Annotated in this window: 17 protein-coding genes; 11 read left to right on the top strand and 6 right to left on the bottom strand. The window is 31.8% G+C overall.

The genetic code is table 11. The features are described from left to right. Positions 1–424: 424 nt before the first annotated feature. Positions 425–2476, top strand: coding sequence for a cation:proton antiporter (locus ACA31_RS08785; protein ID WP_057512953.1), 2052 nt, complete (start codon positions 425–427; stop codon positions 2474–2476). A gap of 624 nt (positions 2477–3100) precedes the next feature. On the opposite strand, the gene mntC is transcribed toward ACA31_RS08785, so the two are convergent. The 3 genes from mntC to ACA31_RS08770 are packed head-to-tail and all read right to left on the bottom strand — an operon-like array spanning position 3101 to position 5611. After that, a complete protein-coding gene (gene mntC, locus ACA31_RS08780; RefSeq protein WP_057512952.1) occupies positions 3101–4033 on the bottom strand; it encodes a manganese ABC transporter substrate-binding lipoprotein MntC in 933 nt (310 codons plus the stop codon). Further along, a complete protein-coding gene (locus ACA31_RS08775) occupies positions 4030–4863 on the bottom strand; it encodes a metal ABC transporter permease (RefSeq protein WP_057512951.1) in 834 nt (277 codons plus the stop codon). Before ACA31_RS08775 ends, mntC begins: the two co-directional genes overlap by 4 nt. 25 nt (positions 4864–4888) lie before the next feature. Then, positions 4889–5611 (bottom strand): metal ABC transporter ATP-binding protein, encoded by a 723-nt coding sequence (locus ACA31_RS08770; RefSeq protein WP_057512950.1) that lies wholly within the window; start codon positions 5609–5611, stop codon positions 4889–4891. A gap of 120 nt (positions 5612–5731) precedes the next feature. On the opposite strand from ACA31_RS08770, the gene ACA31_RS08765 reads away from it, so the two are divergent. Beyond that, on the top strand, positions 5732–6376 hold the full coding sequence (locus ACA31_RS08765) for a metal-dependent transcriptional regulator (RefSeq protein WP_057512949.1): 645 nt from the start codon (positions 5732–5734) through the stop codon (positions 6374–6376). A 102-nt stretch (positions 6377–6478) separates the two neighbouring features. Here the strand turns inward: ACA31_RS08765 and ACA31_RS08760 are convergent, their stop codons facing one another. Next, a complete protein-coding gene (locus ACA31_RS08760) occupies positions 6479–7228 on the bottom strand; it encodes a M50 family metallopeptidase (RefSeq protein ID WP_057512948.1) in 750 nt (249 codons plus the stop codon). 242 nt (positions 7229–7470) lie between these two features. Between ACA31_RS08760 and tarA the strand changes: the two genes are divergently transcribed. Beyond that, positions 7471–8217 (top strand): N-acetylglucosaminyldiphosphoundecaprenol N-acetyl-beta-D-mannosaminyltransferase TarA, encoded by a 747-nt coding sequence (gene tarA, locus ACA31_RS08755; RefSeq protein ID WP_057512947.1) that lies wholly within the window; start codon positions 7471–7473, stop codon positions 8215–8217. Positions 8218–8291: 74 nt separating this feature from the next. Here tarA and tagH read toward each other — a convergent pair whose 3' ends face one another. Further along, complete coding sequence (tagH, locus tag ACA31_RS08750) at positions 8292–9086, bottom strand: teichoic acids export ABC transporter ATP-binding subunit TagH (protein WP_057512946.1); 795 nt, start codon at positions 9084–9086, stop codon at positions 8292–8294. Positions 9087–9479: 393 nt separating this feature from the next. Between tagH and ACA31_RS08745 the strand changes: the two genes are divergently transcribed. The 4 genes from ACA31_RS08745 to tagD all read left to right on the top strand — a co-directional run bounded on the left by ACA31_RS08745 (position 9480) and on the right by tagD (position 13072). After that, a complete protein-coding gene (locus ACA31_RS08745) occupies positions 9480–10280 on the top strand; it encodes an ABC transporter permease (protein WP_057512945.1) in 801 nt (266 codons plus the stop codon). 153 nt (positions 10281–10433) lie between these two features. Continuing rightward, positions 10434–11525: a teichoic acid glycerol-phosphate primase TarB gene (gene tarB, locus ACA31_RS08740; RefSeq protein WP_057512944.1), complete on the top strand. Its 1092-nt coding sequence runs from the start codon at positions 10434–10436 to the stop codon at positions 11523–11525. Beyond that, on the top strand, positions 11522–12580 hold the full coding sequence (locus ACA31_RS08735; protein ID WP_057512943.1) for a glycosyltransferase family 2 protein: 1059 nt from the start codon (positions 11522–11524) through the stop codon (positions 12578–12580). Before tarB ends, ACA31_RS08735 begins: the two co-directional genes overlap by 4 nt. A 93-nt stretch (positions 12581–12673) precedes the next feature. Continuing rightward, entirely contained in the window at positions 12674–13072 is a 399-nt protein-coding gene (tagD, locus tag ACA31_RS08730; protein ID WP_021339380.1) for a glycerol-3-phosphate cytidylyltransferase, read from the top strand. Between the two features lie 230 nt (positions 13073–13302). Here the strand turns inward: tagD and pbp4 are convergent, their stop codons facing one another. After that, on the bottom strand, positions 13303–14595 hold the full coding sequence (pbp4, locus tag ACA31_RS08725; protein ID WP_057512942.1) for a penicillin-binding protein PBP4: 1293 nt from the start codon (positions 14593–14595) through the stop codon (positions 13303–13305). A gap of 240 nt (positions 14596–14835) precedes the next feature. On the opposite strand from pbp4, the gene ACA31_RS08720 reads away from it, so the two are divergent. From ACA31_RS08720 to ACA31_RS08700, 4 genes are all read left to right on the top strand, one after another. After that, complete coding sequence (locus ACA31_RS08720) at positions 14836–16554, top strand: ABC transporter ATP-binding protein (RefSeq protein ID WP_057512941.1); 1719 nt, start codon at positions 14836–14838, stop codon at positions 16552–16554. A gap of 387 nt (positions 16555–16941) precedes the next feature. Beyond that, on the top strand, positions 16942–18171 hold the full coding sequence (locus ACA31_RS08715; RefSeq protein WP_057512940.1) for a NupC/NupG family nucleoside CNT transporter: 1230 nt from the start codon (positions 16942–16944) through the stop codon (positions 18169–18171). A gap of 759 nt (positions 18172–18930) precedes the next feature. Continuing rightward, on the top strand, positions 18931–19767 hold the full coding sequence (locus tag ACA31_RS08705; protein ID WP_057512938.1) for a YitT family protein: 837 nt from the start codon (positions 18931–18933) through the stop codon (positions 19765–19767). A gap of 333 nt (positions 19768–20100) precedes the next feature. Further along, positions 20101–20904: an ABC transporter ATP-binding protein gene (locus ACA31_RS08700; RefSeq protein WP_057512937.1), complete on the top strand. Its 804-nt coding sequence runs from the start codon at positions 20101–20103 to the stop codon at positions 20902–20904. Positions 20905–20913: the final 9 nt, after the last annotated feature.

Below are 20913 nucleotides of genomic sequence, written 5' to 3'. Positions count from 1 at the left end.
AATATTAATTCTTGAAAATGATGAGGTTGGGCCATAAGTATATGTCGCAGCCCCATCATTTTTTAGTTGTTTAGAGTACTTATGTATCATATTTATTTTATAGATGCATGTTATTGTGATTTTAATATTAAATTATGCAACACTATTTAATCGCGTATTAGACTATATATTAGAAGATAAAAAAGAAAATTTAATTTTCCAAGTGTAATACGTTTAAGCAAAGGGTAAAAAAATGATAAAATAATATATATTTGTAATTGTGTTAATTTTAAAAATATTAATCAAATAGGTGATAGAGATCATACTATTTGCTATTAGGGTGTAAGAGTTTGAGACACAGTATATTTATTTAAAAAACGATATTATTTATTGTTTCAACCTCAACAATTATGAAGAAATAATTAAACTGAAAAGAGGTGAAACTTTGCAAATATTTGAGACGATACTAATTTTTTTAGCACTGGTTATCGTTAGTTCACTTGTGCATATTTTTATACCGAAAGTGCCTTTAGCTTTCATTCAAATTATACTCGGTATGTTGGTGTATGTGATACCTGTGCCCGTTGAACTTCATTTCGATTCAGAATTGTTTATGGTTGCATTAATTGCACCATTACTTTTTGTAGAAGGGGTTAAGGTTTCGCGTGTCCACTTAAGGCGTTATATTAAACCGGTGCTAATGATGGCATTAGGTTTAGTTATTACTACTGTGATTGTAGTAGGGCTTTTTGTTCATTGGATTTGGCCTGAATTACCAATGGCTGCAGCTTTTGCGCTTGCTGCTATATTATGTCCTACAGATGCTGTAGCAGTTCAAGCTATTACAAATGGAAAAGTGCTACCGAAAGGGTCTATGACAATTTTAGAGGGTGAATCACTTTTAAATGATGCTGCGGGTATCATATCTTTTAAAATTGCTGTAGCAGCACTTGTTACAGGTGCATTTTCACTGACACATGCTGTTGAAGAATTTCTTGTTTCATCAATAGGTGGTTTTATTGTTGGGCTTCTTATTGGGGTAGCTTTAGTAAGATTCAGAGTGACGTTATCTAGACGTGGTATTGAAAATATTAATATGTTCACATTTATACAGCTTGTTACACCATTTGTGACATATATAGTGGCAGAAATGTTTCATGCATCAGGTATCATTGCTGCTGTAGTTGCAGGTTTAGTACATGGTTTTGAACGTGATCGTATTGCGCAAGCACGTACGAGATTGCAAATGAGTTATAACCATACCTGGAATATATTAGGCTATGCATTAAATGGTTTTGTATTTTGTATTTTAGGATATTTAATACCTGAAGTAGTAGGAAGAATTATAGAAAATGAACCACATAATTTGATTTTTTTAATTGTTGTTACTTGTTTAATTGCACTTGCGATATATTTATTTAGATTTTTATGGGTGTTCATATTATATCCTTACTTTTACTTACCGGTTAGCCCATTCCAAAAGATAATTTCTTATAATGAAGATAATCAAAAACCGACAGAAGCACCTCCAAAACGTGGCATGTATGCATTTATCATGACGGTTTGCGGAGTACACGGCACAATTTCCTTAGCAATCGCTTTAACTTTACCGTATGTGTTAGCGGATCATCATTCTTTTGTTTTTAGGGATGATTTGCTTTTTATAGCATCTGGAATGGTGATTATTAGTTTGGTTGTTGCGCAATTTATCTTACCATTAGTTACACCAAGTGCTAAAAAACCGAAACAAAAAGGAATGAGTTTCAAGCAGGCACGTGTGTTAATTTTGGAAAAAGTCATTGATAATTTAAATCAAATGTCTTCTGTAGAATCTAGTTTTCAATATGGTAATGTAATCAAAGATTATCATGAAAAATTAGCATTTTTAAAAACTGTGGAAAATGAAGATGAAAATACGAAGGAACTTCAAAGATTACAAAATATTGCATTTGCTGTTGAAAATAGTACGCTAAATAGTTTAGTAGAAAATGGGGATATTACTTCTAACGTTCTAGATAACTATATGCGTTATTCCGAACGTACACAAGTCTATAAGCAAGCTTCTTTACTTCAACGTATAAAAGTTGAAGCTAGAGCTTTGATTTTAAAACAAAGAATTAAACATAAAGTTAAAACCAATGCAGCTACTTCATTATCAATCATCGACAACTTGCGAGAAATCTCTAATGTTGTGCGTACAGTACATTACCGTGTTGTAAGTCGTTTAGGTAAAGAAACAACTGAAGATAATAAGTTAGAAGTAGGTATGATTTGTGATAGTTATCTTATACGTATAGATAACTTGACACCATCTAATTTCTTTAATGCAAAAACCGAGAATTCGATAACAAAAATTAAATTAACGGCACTTAAAGAGCAACGCCGTGTATTGAATCAACTGGTAGATGATGAAGAGGTAAGTGAAGTTACTGCTTTGAAAATACGTGAAGCAATCAATTATGATGAAATGATTATTGTAGATAGTTTAACGGATTAAGGAATGATTTTAAATATAATAAAAGAGGCTGAGACATGTATTTATGTCTCAGCCTCTTTTATTATATTGGCAGTTGTTAAATGAATTGAAAATGCGCTTATATTAAGTTATTAAAGAACTACTGCGTCATTTATGAAGACAAGTAGTTCTTATGCAAGAGCTTCAGCTCCTATATTCCATTGTATAGTCAGCTTTATAGGAGTCGCAAGACGAAATTTTGTTAGTAAAATAGGATTTTTGTCCCACTCCTTTCCGCTTACCAACAAAGTCTTATGACCTAGTTGGTACTTTTTTATGTGATTTATTGTGTACATGGATGCTTTATTAAATATGATTTGTTATAAGAAGTATAAAAGGAATATATGAGCATAAGCGGAACTATCTTCCTTTCAGGGGAGCAAAGGCACGCATACGCCAAGGCGCATGCATAAGAACCACGATCTTAACTTCGAAAGTAAAGCTATGGTTCGCTAAAAAAAGCTCCATCAATGGGGGAGGAATCAACCATTGATGGAGTTAAGGAGATGATTTAAGGCTTGAATACCACCATGCCGTACGTTTATAAGGAGGGTAACGTACGACATGGGGCTATTCACCTATAAAAAGGTTAAATAGCCTATCGACTTATTCCATGCTGCCATGTACTGTTTCGATATTTTCTTTCATCATATTGTAATAAGAATCACCTTTAGATCCTTTTTTACCAATTGAATCAGTAAAAACTTCGCCAAAGATGTCTTTTTTTGTTTCTTCACTTAAACTTTGCATACTCTTCTTATCAACGCTCGTTTCAATAAGTAAATGTTTCAAATTATTATCTTTTACGAATTGAACAGCTTGTTTCATTTGCTCAGGTGTACCTTGCTTTTCAGTGTTAATTTCCCAAATATAACCAGGTTTAATGTCATATTGTTTAGAGAAATACTTGAAGGCACCTTCACTTGTGATCATTGCGCGTTGCTTTTTAGGAATATCATTGAATTTATCATGACTTTCTTTATTAAGTTGTTCTAATTCTCCAATATACTTTTCACTTTGAGCTTTGATTTCGTCATTATGTTTTTTATCGTGTTTTAATATTGTATTTTGGATTGTTTCAACATATTTAATACCATTATCTAAACTTAACCAAGCATGTGGATCTTGTTTTGATTTGTCACCTTCGCCACCTTCTAAATACAGAGGTTTTACATTTTCAGAAGGCTTTACTACTGAATCATCTTTAGTTGCTTTATTGGCTTGACTTAATGCTTTTTCAAACCATCCATTTCCTGTTTCTAAGTTCAAACCGTTATAAAAAATTATATCTGCATCAGTTAATGCTTTGATATCTTTTGGCTTAACTTCATATTCATGAGGATCTTGGCCAATTGGCACAATACTATGTATTTCAACATTATCACCGGCAGTATTTTTGACCATATCGTATAATATTGAATTTGTTGTAACGATTTTTAATTTATCATTTGAAGTGGTATCCTTTTTTTCATTGCTCCCATTGCTACATGCACTTAATAAAAGGATGGAAACGAGTGCAATTGCTATTATTTTTTTCATATAATTTGTCCTCTCTTATTAAAAATTTGAAATTTACTTAATATAAAAGTAACGATGTAAATCAAGAATGCGCATAATACAATTGTTGCGCCACTTGGTAAATTATAAAGATAGCTAAAATAGAGACCAACAATCGCGCTGATCGTACTAAAAAGACTCGATATAATCATCATTGTATGTAATTTCTTGGCAATTAAGAATGCTGCTGAGGCTGGTGTAATTAATAATGCGACAACTAAAATAATGCCAACAGTTTGAATACTTGCTACAGTTACAAGCGATAGTAAAAGCATTACAAAATAATGAGTGATTGTAGTGTTTAGACCACTCATTCGGCTAAATACTGGATCAAATGTTGAGACCATTAGCGGTCTGTAAAATATTATAATTAATATCATAACAAGCAAACCAACAATAATTGTTGACCAAAATGTTGATTGAGTTACAGCGAGCAAGTTACCAAATAATATATGGTATAAGTCAGTGGTGCTGTTAATCAAACTGATTAAAATAATACCCATCGCTAAAAATGCTGTGAAACTGATACCGATAGCAGCGTCTGGTTTGGTTTTACTGTTTTTCGTAATAAAGCCAATGAATATGCTGGCAATCATACCTGTAATGAGTGCCCCGATAAACATAGGTATACCGAATAAGAAAGATAGGGCTACACCAGGTAACACAGCATGACTCATGGCATCACCCATTAGCGAGAGCCCTCTAAGGACGATGAGACAGCCAACTGTACCACATACAATTCCAACTACGATTGAAATAATTAAGGCATTGCTTAAGAATTTATAATCGAGTAAATGTTGAATAAAATCCATAATAAATTTTCTCCCTTCTGTTGTGTTAAGTCGCTTCAATTTTTGTGGTTGAATTTAAAAATGTATTATTCAAATTCTCGGGCAGCATTGCAGTACTACTATCACCAAAATAACGAATTGTTTTGTTTAGAAGTATGACACGATCAAAATACTCTTCAGTTTTTGATAAATCATGATGAACAATTAAAAGTAATTTACCTTCATTTTTCAATTTTTGTAGTTGTGCCATAATGATTTGTTCACTATGGAAGTCAATACCAACAAAGGGCTCATCTAACAAATAAAGCGTACTTTCCGTCATTAGTGCACGTGCGACAAGTACACGTTGTAATTGGCCACCACTTAATTGTGAAATTTGACGATGACGTAAACTTTCTAATTCCAAGGTTTTCATCAATTGATTTAATCGTTTTTTAGTTTCTGACGTTACCCATTTAATCCAACCAATATCTTTGTATGCGCCCGATATAACAACATGTTCGACATCAATTGGAAAATCTAAGTCAATATGTGCTTTTTGTGGAATATAGGTGATAGATTTTAATGAATTATGTATGTAATCATCGTTTAAGTGCGCGGTACCAGTAGATTTAAACTCCCCAATAAAAGATTTGAGTAAAGATGATTTTCCAGCACCATTTGGTCCCATTATGCCGATAATCTCGCCTTTTATAGGGATGCTTAGATTAATATCTTTTAAGACATGTTTATTCCCTAAAGTTAGATTTAGATTTTTAACTTTTAACATATTAGACCTCCTTAATAATATTTTTAGGTTAACCTAATTATTTTTATAATATACCATGAAGATTTAGCGTGTCAAGTCGATTCGTGATACAATGAAGCGAATGAGTTGAGAGGTGAGATAATGCTAACTGAAGAAAAAGAAGACTATTTAAAGGCGATTTTAACGCACAATGGCGATCATTTTTTTGTTTCAAATAAGACACTATCCCAATATTTAAACATCAAACCACCTTCAGTCAGTGAAATGGTTCACCGTTTAGAAAAAACTGGGTATGTTGAAACAAAACCATACAAAGGTGTGCAACTTTCAGATAAAGGTTTGACGTACACGCTGGACATTATTAAGCGTCATCGTTTAATTGAATTGTTTTTAATAAAAATATTGAAATATAATTGGGAAGAAGTACATCAAGAAGCAGAAGTTTTAGAGCATAAAGTATCCAATTTGTTTGTAGAACGGTTGGATAAATTATTGAATTATCCAATCACTTGTCCTCACGGTGGTGTGATACCACGTGATAGTAAGTACAAGGAACTTTATACCACGAATTTGCTTTCATTCGAGGCTAATGATAAGGTAACGATTAAACGTGTCCGTGATCGGACTGAATTACTAATATATTTATCAAGTAAAGATATATTAATTGACGAAGAAATTAAAATCATTAATAAAGATGATACAAACAAAGTGATTATTGTCCAAAAAGACGAAAATGTGACAATTTTAAGCTATGATAATGCAGCACATATTTACGCTGAAAAATAAATGGTATTTCTGGAGTGGATAGCTTTTAGCATCCACTTTTTTGTTTGAGAAAAATAAAAAAGCTTGAAGTAGACGTTAGAAACATCTTCTCAAGCTAAGTGATTAAGTAAATAAGTATCCATGAAATAATTGATAAATTGTGAAGACATTAATCGCTATCCATATAAAGCTGTAAATAAAGGTGGGGACATGTGTTAACTCTTTTAAAGTACTGCCATCCCAAGATACAGATTGTTGTGAAAAGTTCAGTTTGAAAATAGTGACTGAAGATTGCAAGACTTCACCTAATAAGACACCCAATATAAAGTGAGCTGTAAGGCTTACAATGTAAAATATCATCAATTGATTATCACTTCGGAATAAAAAATAGAGCAATGCAATAAGTAAAATAACCATGAAGATTGGCAGTATCTTTCTTGAGGTCAGTATTAAAAAATAAATAAATATAATTAAGTACGCACTTATAAATAAACTAGGGTATTGAAACTCAATAGCTAAGAAACCTAAAAATAACATGAGTGGTGGCATGATATAACCACCAAATGTAGTGATAGATTGACCGAAGCGACTTTTTGATTGTGTCACAGCAAATCCTTGTTGCGATGTAGCAATACGTTCAGTAGGTGATGCAACGATAACTAAATCTTTGGCTTTCCCACCACTTAATTTATTGAATAAAATGTGTCCAAATTCATGTGTTAATACAGGAATGTAATTTAAATAAATATCTAAAATTCGGTTTATCGGTTTATTACGATAATTATGAATAATTATATACAGTAGAGCTATAATCATAACCCAGTATAAATTGAGCTGAATAGCTGAACTGAAAAATGCATGTATTTTTGTCATATGATTACCTCGATTTAATATTTCAACAATCTTATATTCATCAAAGAAGTAAGGTTGTCATAGCATAATCTATAGTATAAAGTAATTTAGACAAGAAAGCATTTAGACTTTTGATGTATATTACAAGAATAAAAGTAAGAACAGTTTTAAAATATCTGTAAAACGCGTAATGTGTTAATATTACAATAATAATTAAACGTTAAATTACATTTGATGTATTTTGAGTTAGGAGATTACCAACAATGACGGAGAGCAACAAATTAAATAAAGTAAACGTCTTATCAGTATATTTTGATAATGTTACTTTAGAGGACATGCGAGAGAATGTTAAACAATTTTTCTTATCCAATAGTCCAGAAAATTTATTTATTGTTACTGCAAACCCAGAAATAGTAGATTATGCTACGGACGATATTACATATCGTAATTTAATTAATAGTGCGAATTATGTTATCCCGGACGGTACTGGCGTTGTAAAAGCTTCTAAGTTACTTAGAACTCCCTTGAAAGAACGTGTACCTGGCATTGAACTGATGGAAGAATGCTTGAAAATTGCTAATGCAAATTATCAGAAGGTGTTTTTACTAGGTGCTAAGAAGGAAATTGTTACCAAAGCACAACAAAATTTAGTACAAAAGTATCCAAACATTAACTTTGACTTTCATCATGGTTTTTTCGATTTAACAGATGAAATGGTATTAAGACAAGTAACCTCATTTAATCCTGATTATGTTTTTGTAGGGATGGGATATCCTAGACAAGAACACTGGATTGAACGGCACATGAATGCTTTTACTCAAACAGTATTGATGGGCGTAGGTGGCTCAATAGAAGTGTTTAGTGGCACGAAAAAAAGAGCGCCTGAATTATTTAGACGCTTGAATTTAGAGTGGGTTTATCGTCTGATTATAGATTGGAAACGCTTAGGAAGAATGAAATCAATACCTCGATTTGTATTTAAAGTAATTAAAGAAACGCGCAAGAAGTAAAAAGAGCGTAAACTGCAGTTTAAATTCACTGCAATTTACGCTTTTTTTACATGACATCAGTAGTAATTTTAGTGTTATTTAACTACAAACCTAGAATTATCTAAATCGCTTCTGAATTTCTTTTGATCTGCTTTAGAACGTTTCTTAAAATCATTCAAGAATTTTTCATATTCAGGTAATACGTCGTCTAATTCACCAAATTCTTTAAGTTTACCTGCTTCAATCCAAGCAATCTTAGTGCAAAAATCACGAACTTGTTTCATATTATGACTTACAAAGAAAATAGTTTTACCTTGCTTTTTGTATTCGAATATTTTATCTAAACATTTTTGAGCGAACGTTTGATCACCAACCGATAAAGCTTCATCAATTACTAGAATATCTGGATTAGTAGTGATATTGATAGAAAAGCCTAATTTTGCACGCATACCACTAGAATATTTTTTGACGGGTTGATAAATAAATTCTCCAAGTTCACTGAATTCAATGATTTCAGGTGTTAATTCTTTGATTTCTTTTCTAGTAAAGCCCATGCATAACATTTTGAATTCGATGTTTTCAACACCTGTTAATTGGCCGTTTAACCCTGCGTTAATAGCAATCACACTTACATCACCTTCACGTTTGATACCGCCACTTGTAGGAGATAATGATCCACCAATCATATTACTTAGTGTAGATTTTCCAGAACCGTTGATACCAACAAGGCCAATGACATCACCTTCGTGAGCTGTTATAGACAAGTCATTTAGGGCGTAAAAAGTTTTATTCTCATGAAAAGGAAGAAGGACATCCTTTAAGCGTTCTTTGTTATTACGATAAATACGATATTCTTTAGTTACATTTTTAATGTCAACCGATACATTCATAATTTTACCTTCCTTATTTACAGTTACTATTAGTATATTATATATTATATTAGTTGTTAAATTTATAAACCTATTGTAAAGTAAGTGAGTACAATTTAACGAAGTGAAGTTTTATACAGTTGTTAAATTTTACTGAACTTACGTTATAAAATCAACTATAAAGATAAATTAATGAAAAATATAAAGTTACGATAGCTTATATCTCATTTGCATTAACGTTGTTACATCACTTAGTATACAAAAATATATCATTTATAGCACTTTTTAGCTATTCTGATTTACGATAGTAAATGAAAGTTGTTAAGATAGATAATAAAGCGTATATTAAATTTAAGTGTAATATCGCAAATGAAGTGTGATAAGGTAAATCGATTGAAAGTGTGGTTTATTAAAATGAATGCAGTATGGGTAGTTTTTAGAGAGCATTTTAAAAATTTCTATCTTATTCAAAGATTGGCTCAGTTCCAAATGAAAATCACTAATACAAATAACTATTTAGGCACGGCCTGGGAACTGATTAATCCAGCAATGCAGATTATGGTTTATTGGTTCGTGTTTGGTTTGGGAATTAGAAATAATGGCCCGGTGGATGGTGTACCATTTATTTATTGGTTACTTGTAGGTATTAGCATGTGGTTCTTTGTTAACCAAGGTATATTAGAAGGTACAAAATCAATAGCGACTAAATATAATCAAGTGGCAAAAATGAATTTTCCACTGTCGATTATCCCATCGTATATTGTAATGAGTAGATTCTATGGACATCTTGCGTTACTTGTTGTAGTGATTTTATTGTGTATGTTAGCAGGTTACTATCCTACGATTTATACGTTGCAGCTGTTTTTATACGTGCCATTTGCACTAATTCTTACAACAGCAATTGCACTATTTACTTCAACGCTTGGTGTACTTGTTAAAGATACACAACAAGCGATTCAAGCATTGATGAGAATGGTATTCTTTGCATCTTCTATTTTGATTGTGCCACCAGAAGGCATTGTAAAAGATGTAATGAAATTAAATCCTATATATTATCTTGCAGAAGCATATCGTTCTGCAGTATTACATAAAGAATGGTACTTTATTACACATTGGGAACTAACGCTTTACAACATGTTTATTATTATCTTCTTATTTGTAATAGGTGCTATTATGCATATGCGTTATAGAGATCATTTCGCAGACTTTATGTAGTTTGAAATTTTAAAATACTAATTCATATTATTTGAACTGATATAAATCCTTTAATGACTTAAATAGTTGTTAAAGGATTTTTCTATAATTTTTAGTGTAAGACAGATATAATGTTAACAATAGGATTAGAAATTTAAATTGGCGGTGGAATTTGTGAGACAGATAATCAAAAAGCTTTATATGTTTATTATTAGCTTGTTAAATTTGATTTATAGTAAAAAAAAGTTAAAGAATAATCATATCGTGTTTATGATGACATTTGCAGAAGATGTATTGCCCATTGTAGAAGCACTAAATAGAAAATTATATAAAATTACAGTAATAGGTAAAGAAGAAAATAGAAAATATATACAACAGTTTGAAAATGTGACATTTCTACCTGCAGGTAATAAACAAGTATTTCATCATATTAAAGCTTTAAGTACAGCCAAGGTGGTTATAATAGATACGTATTATTTAATGTTTGGTGGTTTCAAGAAGAAAAAGCAGCAGACTATAATTCAAACGTGGCACGCTGCTGGTGCACTGAAAAATTTTGGACTCCAAGACCATCAAGTAGATTTATCGAATAAATCAATGGTCAATCAGTATAAAAAGGTTTATCAAGCTACAGATAAATATTTAGTGGGTGGAGAACCTATGGTCACTTGTTTTAAAGATGCATTTGAAGCTGAAGATGAACAGTTTTTAAAAACAGGTTTGCCAAGATTGGTACCTTATACATTATTAAACGTTGAAAAAAGACAGCAAGAGCTTAAGCAACAATATGGTATAGAAGGAAAAGTAGCAATATATGTGCCGACATATAGAGAATATAAGCAATCTAACCGTAATATTGATAAAGTAAATTTTGAAACTACTTTACCAAACTATACTTTATTGAGTAAATTACATCCTTCTATAGCAAGCGATAATCAAACAAAGATAAACTTGCATTCTCTTATGATTATGGCAGATGTGATTATAAGTGATTATAGTTCGTTGGCAATTGAGGCAAGTATTATGGATAAACCTACATTATTTTATGTATACGATGAGAAAGAATATGAAAAGGAACGCGGTTTGAATTCATTTTACTATGACATACCCGCTCAACATAAAGCTTATAGTGAGGATGAGTTAGTGCGTAAACTACAAGAAAATAGTATCGTATCGTCGCCATTATTTGAAGCGTGGCATGAATACAATACGAAAGATAGTTTAACGCAAGTCATTCACTATATAGAGAAAATGGTGAAACTATGAAAATATCAATAATTATTCCTGTATATAACGCAGCAAACACAATTCGTAGAGCGATTGCATCGGTAGATACGAAACAAAATTATGAAATTATCTGTATCAATGATGGCTCTATCGATGAGAGTAAAACAGTTCTAGAGCAACTACAAAAAGAGTACAAAAATATTACGCTAATTAACCAGGAGAACAAAGGTGCAGCTGCAAGTAGAAATAAAGGGCTTGCGCATGTGACTGGTGACGTATTTATGTTTTTAGATGCTGATGATGAATTTTTAACGAGTAGAATTGACTTTATGGCAGATTTTTACCAAAAAATGGAAGATGTGGATATCGTTTTAGGTCAAATAGCGAAAGGGAAATATGGTGAGTGGCAACCAATATATACGCATCAAGAGATTCAAAAGCTAGAAAAGGTAGAATTAGCACAATGCCCTGATATCATGCAGTCAATTGGTCCAGGTGGGAAGATGTTTAGTGCACAATTTGCTGATTTAAAATTTGATGAAGATGTTGTTTTTTGCGAAGAACATTGTTTTATTATAACAGCGTATAAAAAGGCAAGAAAAATTCAATTATTGCCCAACATTGTATATGGATATAATGAAGTAGAAGGATCTGTTACAAATCAACGTGCAGAGCAGTTTGAATCTTACATGTTAGATGCCTTAAAAGTGAGAACACGTGTAATGGATATGTTGTCATCCAAAGATGAAAGAACATATTATAGTTATCGTATGGACGAATTAATAGTAAGTTATTTACTACAAGCATATATCGAAAAAAATAATGTAATCACTAAAAACTTATTAGATATTGTAACAACATATATCAAAACGATGCAAAAAACAGATTACTCTGGTAAAGCTATGTTTAGAATTATTAAAGTGGTTGAGCAAGGAAGTAAAAAATGGAATAAAGTACTCTATCAACAATGGAGAGAAACACTTTTAAGCGTTGGAATTGGCAGACCTAATTATTATCGTTTTAAAGTAGAAGTACTTCCAAAGCGTGCAAAGTTAAGAGGAAAGATGAAATTAAAATATTATTTAAAACGCTAAAAAATGATAGAATTCGTAAACTTTTGAGCAATATGCTATAATTTTTAAAAATGTAAATTTTAAATTAATATTCTGTAAAGGGAGCATATACTTATGAAACGTGTTATTACTTATGGTACGTATGATTTATTACATTATGGACATATAGAATTATTGAGAAGAGCCAGAGAAATGGGCGATTACTTAGTTGTAGCATTATCAACAGATGAGTTCAATCGTGTGAAAAATAAAAAATCATATTACAATTACGAACAACGTAAGATGATGTTAGAATCAATTCGTTACGTTGACTTAGTCATTCCAGAAGGCGGTTGGGGTCAAAAAGAAATAGATGTTGACCGTTATGAAATAGATACATTCGTTATGGGTCACGATTGGGAAGGTGAATTTGATTTCTTGAAAGAGAAATGTGAAGTCATTTACTTAAATCGTACAGAAGGTATCTCAACAACTAAAATTAAAAAAGAACTTTATGGTGATGCAGAAAAATAAAGTGAGTTTGATGTTGATTTTATATCGAAGTCATCACTTTTTTAAACTGAATATTAAAGTTCACAAACCCAAGTCATCTCGTTTTTGTGTTTACACAAAACTGAGATGACTTGGGTTTTTATAATAAAAAAACCACTTTCATATCAATTCATTTTGAATCGAATTAATGGAAGTGGTTTTAAGTAGAATGTATTGAATAGGAGCAGTGCTATTCAACGATCAAAACTTAATTATTTACGTTTTGATTTTTTTCTAAATTTATCTATAATTAGATAAAAAATAATTGCTAGTGCAGTGATGATTAAGACCGTACCTAATAATGTGAGTATGGGATGTTCATCCCATGATGATTTTACAACTGTAGTTGTTTTATGAACGAGTGGTTTTTTCACACTTACTGTAGGTGGACCATATTTATCAGAAATAAATCCTCGATCGTAATCAACGTGTATTTTGCCATTGTCCACCACGAGTTTGTAATCATTTTTATCAAACTCTTTTGGTAACACATCATAAAGATCTTTTTCTACATAATACGTATCGCCATTAATTTCTTGTTCTCCTTTAGATAATATTTTTTCACGTTTATATTGATCAAAGGACATATTCATCAAGGCGTTCCCAATCTTATTACGTTCTTTCTCCCCGCCGAGGGACTTATAATTACCAGCACCCATGATAGCCTGATTAATTCTAAAACCATCACGTTCGGTTGTAATTGTGTGGTTGTAGTCTGCGATATCACTTGAACCGGTTTTCAAACCGTCAGTACCTTCTAAACTCATATCAGCACCTTCAAGAGAATGATTGAAAGTGTAATAGGTAACGCTGTGTTGTGTAGGTGCAAGTTGTTTTGTAAAGTGTAAGATTTTTGGTGTATCTTGAACTACACGTTGTGATAAAATAGCAAAATCTTTCGCTGTTGATGTAGAACTCACTTCGTTTTTATATTTCTCTGGTGCAAAATCTTTTAACAGATTATTTTCTGCACCTGTTGGGTTAACGAAATGAGTGTTTTTCATACCTAGAGATTTTGCTTTTTCATTCATTGTTTTTGTAAAATCTGAAGTATTACCAGAAACTTTTTTTGCTAAAATGAGTGCCGCAGCATTACTAGAGTTTGAGACTGTTATTTGAAGCAATTCCTTGATTGTGTATGTCTCACCTGGGTATAGTTTCGTGTTGCTGATTTTTGGTAAAGTGGACATTCGATAATGATCTTCTGTAATTTTTACAGTATCATCTAAAGATAACTTTCCCTTTTTGACTGCATCAAGTGTGAGGTACATCGTCATCAGTTTGGTCATTGAAGCAGGATACCAATTTTTATTCATCTGATACTGATAAAGAATTTGACCTGTTTGAGCAACATTAACTGCACCTTCTGGCTGGTAGTCGTCGGAAATACTTTGACCGTATTGGTTTGTCGCTTGCGTAGGTGTTATTGTTTCTGCATCGGCAAAAGGTGTTATAATTGTACCAACGAAAAGTACAGTTATGATTGTTAGAATTAACTTTCTCATAATTACATTCCCTCTTAATATATTCAGTTTTAGTGCAATAGAAATATCTTAGCACATTTAAGGCAATAATAAAATGTTAAGACAATGCTGTTTAGCCTTGTTGTGCTATAGAAAAATGATTGTATGAAATATAGTTGTGTGGATTTGTATGCGTGATATCTGTATTACTATGATGTTGAATTGCTCACTTTCATCAAATAGTAACTGAATTTCAAAATAATTTTAGAAGAGGTAATTAACATGAAGCAAGAGAATCCATTGTTTTACTTATTTAAAAAATTATCTTGGCCAGTGGGGCTGATTGTAATTGCTGTAACAATTTCTTCATTAGGTAGTATCACAGGCCTACTTGTTCCTTTTTTCACTGGTAAACTTGTTGATGAATTTTCTTTTGAAGATATTAACTGGATGTTCATTGCCGCATTTATAGCTATATTTATCATAAATGCGTTATTAAGTGGTTTAGGTTTATATTTATTAAGTAAGATTGGTGAAAAAACCATTTATGCCATTCGCTCAGTTCTATGGCGACACATTATTCATTTGAAAATGCCATTTTTTGATCAAAACGAAAGTGGTCAATTAATGAGTCGTTTAACAGATGACACTAAAGTAATAAATGAATTTATATCACGTAAATTACCTAATCTATTACCTTCTGTATTAACGATTATAGGCTCGTTAATTATGCTTTTTATAATGGATTGGCAAATGACATTATTAACTTTTATCACAATTCCAATATTCATTCTTATCATGATACCTTTAGGTAAGGTGATGCAAAATATATCTAAAAAGACTCAATCAGAAATTGCTAACTTCAGTGGCTTACTTGGTCGTGTATTAACAGAAATGCGTTTAGTTAAAATATCCAGCACTGAAAAACTTGAATTAGATAATGCGCATAAAAATTTAAAAGAAATTTATTTTTTAGGTTTAAAACAAGCGAAAATTACAGCTATCATCCAGCCTATATCTGGTGTAATCATGTTACTTACAGTAGCCATTATTTTAGGTTTTGGTGCGATTAGAATTTCTACTGGTGCGATTACAGCCGGAACATTAATTGCAATGATCTTCTATGTTATTCAACTTTCTGCGCCACTCATTAATTTATCTACTTTAGTAACAGATTATAAGAGAGCTGTAGGTGCTAGTAGTCGTATATATGAAATTATGGAAGAACCTACTGAACCATTGGAGTCAAATCAAGGAAGTAAAATCATTGATGGTAGCCTAACATTTACGAATGTTGATTTTAAATATGGGGTTAAACCGATACTTTCAAATATCTCTTTCGATATACCACCAAACAAAGTAACGGCGTTCGTTGGGCCATCAGGGTCAGGTAAAAGTACAATCTTTAATATTATAGAGCGTATGTATGAAATTGAAGGTGGTCACATTACATATGGTGGTAAATCTATTTACGATATCTCGCTAGGAGATTGGCGTGAGAAAATAGGTTACGTTATGCAATCTAACGCGTTAATGAATGGTACGATTAAAGATAATATTTTGTATGGTATCAACCGTGAAGTAACAGAGGATGAGTTAATCCATTATGCACACTTAGCCAATTGCCATGAGTTTATCGAACAATTTGATGATGGCTACGATACGATAGTGGGAGAACGTGGCTTGAAATTATCTGGTGGGCAGCGTCAACGTATAGATATTGCACGAAGCTTTGTTAAAAATCCAGATATTTTATTACTGGATGAAGCTACTGCCAATTTAGATAGTGAAAGTGAACGTAAAATTCAGGATGCCTTAGAAGAACTGATGGAAAATCGTACGACAGTTGTTATTGCACATAGACTTTCTACTATTAAAAAAGCAGAACAAATTATCTTTATTGATGGTGGCGAAGTTACAGGTAGAGGAACTCATCAAGAATTAATAGAGAATCACGAAAAATATCAACAATTTGTACGCACACAAAATTTATCAAAATAGTAAAAAGTGAAAATCGCGTTTGAAAACAACGCTTATGTATTCGCTTTCACAAAAAACACGGACATTTATCTTTTGGATTTATATTTTTCACTGCCATAATCGAACTATAAAATTGTTATTTTATATAAAGTCCATACATGCTATAATTATTGTGCATTATTAAGAAACAATGACTTGAGAAGTATATCTTTAAATTTATAAATAAGTGAATTAACTAAAAAGGGATAAGTAATATAAAAGTAAACACATTAAGGATTGTTATAAATGTGCAATTATTTAGTTTAGCAACCGCGTAATGTGTTTGCTTTAATTATTCCAATACATAGCAACAAGTTACTTTAGAAGTTCATTGTTATCATTGATTTAAAAAGGAATGGTGGGTGTATTATGTTTTTAGTGATCAACATAATTGGATTATTTGTTTTCTTAGGACTTGCTGTACTATTTTCTAGAAACAAAAAAAATATCCAATGGAAGTCGATTGGGATATTAGTCGTTTTAAACTTATTCTTAGCTTGGTTCTTTATGTCATTTACTTGGGGAAAAACGGCTGTACAAGGCTTAGCAAATGGGATTTCTTGGGTGATTGATTCTGCCCATGCAGGGACTGGCTTCGCTTTTGCGAGTTGGGTAGAACCTGGCGCAATGGATATGGCAGTAAGTGCGTTATTTCCTATATTATTAGTTGTTCCTTTATTTGATATTTTGATGTATTTCAATATATTACCAAAAGTGATTGGTGCAATTGGCTGGGTATTAGCTAAAATTACGCGCCAACCTAAATTCGAATCATTCTTTGGGATTGAAATGATGTTTTTAGGTAATACTGAGGCACTTGCAGTATCAAATGAACAATTGAAACGAATGAAAGAAACTCGTGTCCTAACGATTGCAATGATGTCGATGAGTTCGATATCAGGTGCGATTGTGGGCGCATATGTGTCGATGGTGCCGGGTGATTTAGTATTGACAGCAATACCATTAAATATTATCAATGCGATTATTGTGTCCTCAATTTTAAATCCTGTATCTGTAGAGGAAAAAGAAGATATTATTTACAGTATTCGAAATGATGAAATAGAGCGTCAACCATTCTTCTCATTCTTGGGAGATTCAGTATTAAATGCAGGTAAATTAATTTTAATTATCGTTGCATTCGTCATCAGTTTTGTAGCACTTTCTGATTTAATCGATCGCTTTATCAACTTGCTTACAGGTCTTATAGGTGGTTGGGCAGGTCTTAAAGGAAGCTTTGGCTTAGATCAAATATTAGGTACATTCATGTATCCATTCGCATTACTGCTTGGTTTACCGTGGGATGAAGCATGGATCGTAGCTCAACAAATGGCGAAAAAAATTGTAACCAATGAGTTTGTGGTAATGGGTCAAATTAAAGATGTAATAGATTCTTATTCTCCTCATAGACGTGCTGTCATTACGACATTCTTGATATCATTCGCGAACTTCTCAACAATTGGTATGATTATAGGTACTTTAAAAGGTATTGTTGATAAAAAAACATCAGACTTCGTATCACAATACGTGCCAATGTTATTACTTGCAGGTGTTCTAGTGTCATTAATGACTGCAGGATTTGTAGGATTATTTGCTTGGTAAGAAGTTGTAGTTAAAAAAGTATTCAATATGGAAATTATCAAAAACTACCAATAAAGTGTCGACAAAGTCTCCAACTTTGTTGGCATTTTTTTGTGAAGGGCTTTTTCGGGCACAGCCTCATCCTGTAGTTTTTAGCTAATACTATTCTCGCAGGAGACGGCTTGAATTACTGCGGTTTTTAAATAATATATTATAATTTGTCATTCATTTGCTGAACTTATATAGAAGAAAATGTAAAAAAGTGAGTATTAAATAATAAAATTAATGGATAAAGATTCTCTCAAGGAAAAACAACTATATACAACATAATTTTATGAGTAGTTTTTTCATTTTTTTAGAAATTACTTCGTGCCTTGATACTTTACATAAAAAATAAAGCCAAGTAAATGAAGTGAGGAGACACATTCATCATTACTTGGCTTTTACGGGAAATGAATTAATTATATACTAATAGTAAGGACTAGGTACCATTAATATACTCGAGCAAAAATTGTTTTGTTTGTTACTATAAACAACACAAAGGAGATGGCTTCTTATTGGTTATCAATAAGAAGATAAATTTTATTATAGCAAAGGAAAGTGCTAAAGTAAACCGAAAATTCAGAATTTTTAAAGAATTAAAAACTTCATTTTATAATTCTCTTTATGATTACGTTTTGAATATAATTTTTATAGATTTTTATGCTGGTGGATGTTGTGGTATTGCCCATTTTTTGCTAACATTCAATTGATTGAAGCAAATAAAAGGGGGTCGTTTAGGTGAATAAAACAGTACGTGATTTAATATTAGTCCTATTTGGATCATTTGTATTCTCGGCGGGGGTAAATACATTTATTATATCTGCTGATTTAGGTGAAGGAGGAGTGACCGGTTTAGCAATCGTACTATACTATGCCTTTCATATCTCTCCTAGTATTACTAACTTTGTACTTAATGCTGTGCTTATTGCAATTGGTTATAAATTTTTAAGTAAAAGAAGTATGTATTTAACGATTGTAGCTACAATATTAATATCAATATTTTTAGAATTAACAGCAAGTTGGCAAATTGAAACTGGAAATATACTAGTTAATGCTGTATTTGGCGGACTATGTGTTGGTTTGGGTATCGGCGTTATTGTGCTTGCTGGTGGTACAACAGCTGGAACAACTATTTTAGCAAGAATTGCTAATAAATATTTGGATATAAGTACACCATATGCATTGCTATTCTTTGATTTAATTGTAGTAGCAATTTCACTAACAGTCATTCCAATTTCTAGCGCGCTTGTAACAGTTATTTCATTATATATTGGTACTAAAGTAATGGAATATGTAATAGAAGGTTTAAATACGAAGAAAGCAATGACTATCATTTCAAGCAATCCTGATGAAATAGCAAAAGTTATTGATGAACAAGTTGGACGTGGACTGACTATTTTAAATGGTAGAGGTTATTTCACTAAACAAGATAAAGATATACTTTATGTTGTAATTACGAAAACGCAGGTTACCAAAGCAAAACGTTTGATAAGAAATATAGATGATGAAGCATTTTTAGTTATTCATGATGTGCGTGATGTTTATGGTAATGGTTTCTTGATTGATGAACATTAACTTATTTTAAAACATACATTTTTGAAATATAAAGCAAGTCCAATTAATAAATGAAGCTTCCATTTTTGGAAGCTTCATTTATTTTATATATAACACTATATAGTATTACAAATAGGGTGTTGTCTCTTTTTATGTATGTTAAATTCGTCGAAAACGGTGTTAGAAAGGATGAGATTTAATAGTCATAATATATAAAAAATGATATAATATCACCTGTGATAATGATTATCATTTATTAAATAGAACTTATGATATATACGATGTATTGAGACAAATTAAATGTAAAAACATATATAGTGCATTATGCTTATTTATATAGGAAGAAGGGAAATTATGAGTCGCTTAGAAGGAGAACAAGTTACTATTGGTTATGGGGAGAATGTAATTGTTGAAAACTTAGATGTCCACATACCTGATGGTAAAATCACATCAATTATAGGGCCAAATGGTTGTGGGAAATCCACATTATTGAAAGCGTTATCGAGATTATTACCTATTAAAAATGGCGAAATTAAGTTAGATGGTGAGAACTTACACGCACAAGCAACCAAAGATATTGCCAAAAAAATTGCGATTTTACCACAATCTCCTGAAGTTGCGGATGGTCTTACAGTTGGAGAATTAGTGTCCTATGGACGTTTTCCTCACCAAAAAGGATTTGGACGTCTTTCGGCAGAAGATAAAAAAGAAATCGATTGGGCGTTATCAGTTACAGGCACGTATGAATTTAGACTACGTCCAATTAATGATTTAAGTGGAGGTCAACGTCAAAGAGTATGGATAGCTATGGCATTGGCACAACGTACAGATATAATCTTTTTAGACGAACCAACGACGTTTTTAGATATTTCACATCAATTAGAAATTTTAGAGTTGATCACGCAATTAAATAGAGAACAAGGTTGTACTATTGTTATGGTTTTACATGATATTAACCAAGCAGTACGATTTTCAGATCATTTAATCACTATGAAAAATGGAGAAATTATTGCTAAAGGTGAGACTGAAGACGTATTAACTAAAGAAATTTTAGAAAAAGTATTCAATATCGATGTTGAAATTAGCACAGACCCAAGAACAGGGAAACCTATGCTAGTGACGTACGATTTATGTAGAAAAAGTTATTCGGAAGTTTAGAGGCTAATT

Origin of the sequence: Staphylococcus sp. NAM3COL9, from assembly GCF_001431205.1 — a bacterium.
GTDB lineage: Bacteria > Bacillota > Bacilli > Staphylococcales > Staphylococcaceae > Staphylococcus.
The sequence above is the reverse complement of the archived record's forward strand: the minus strand, read 5'-3'. Positions and strand labels throughout refer to the sequence as shown.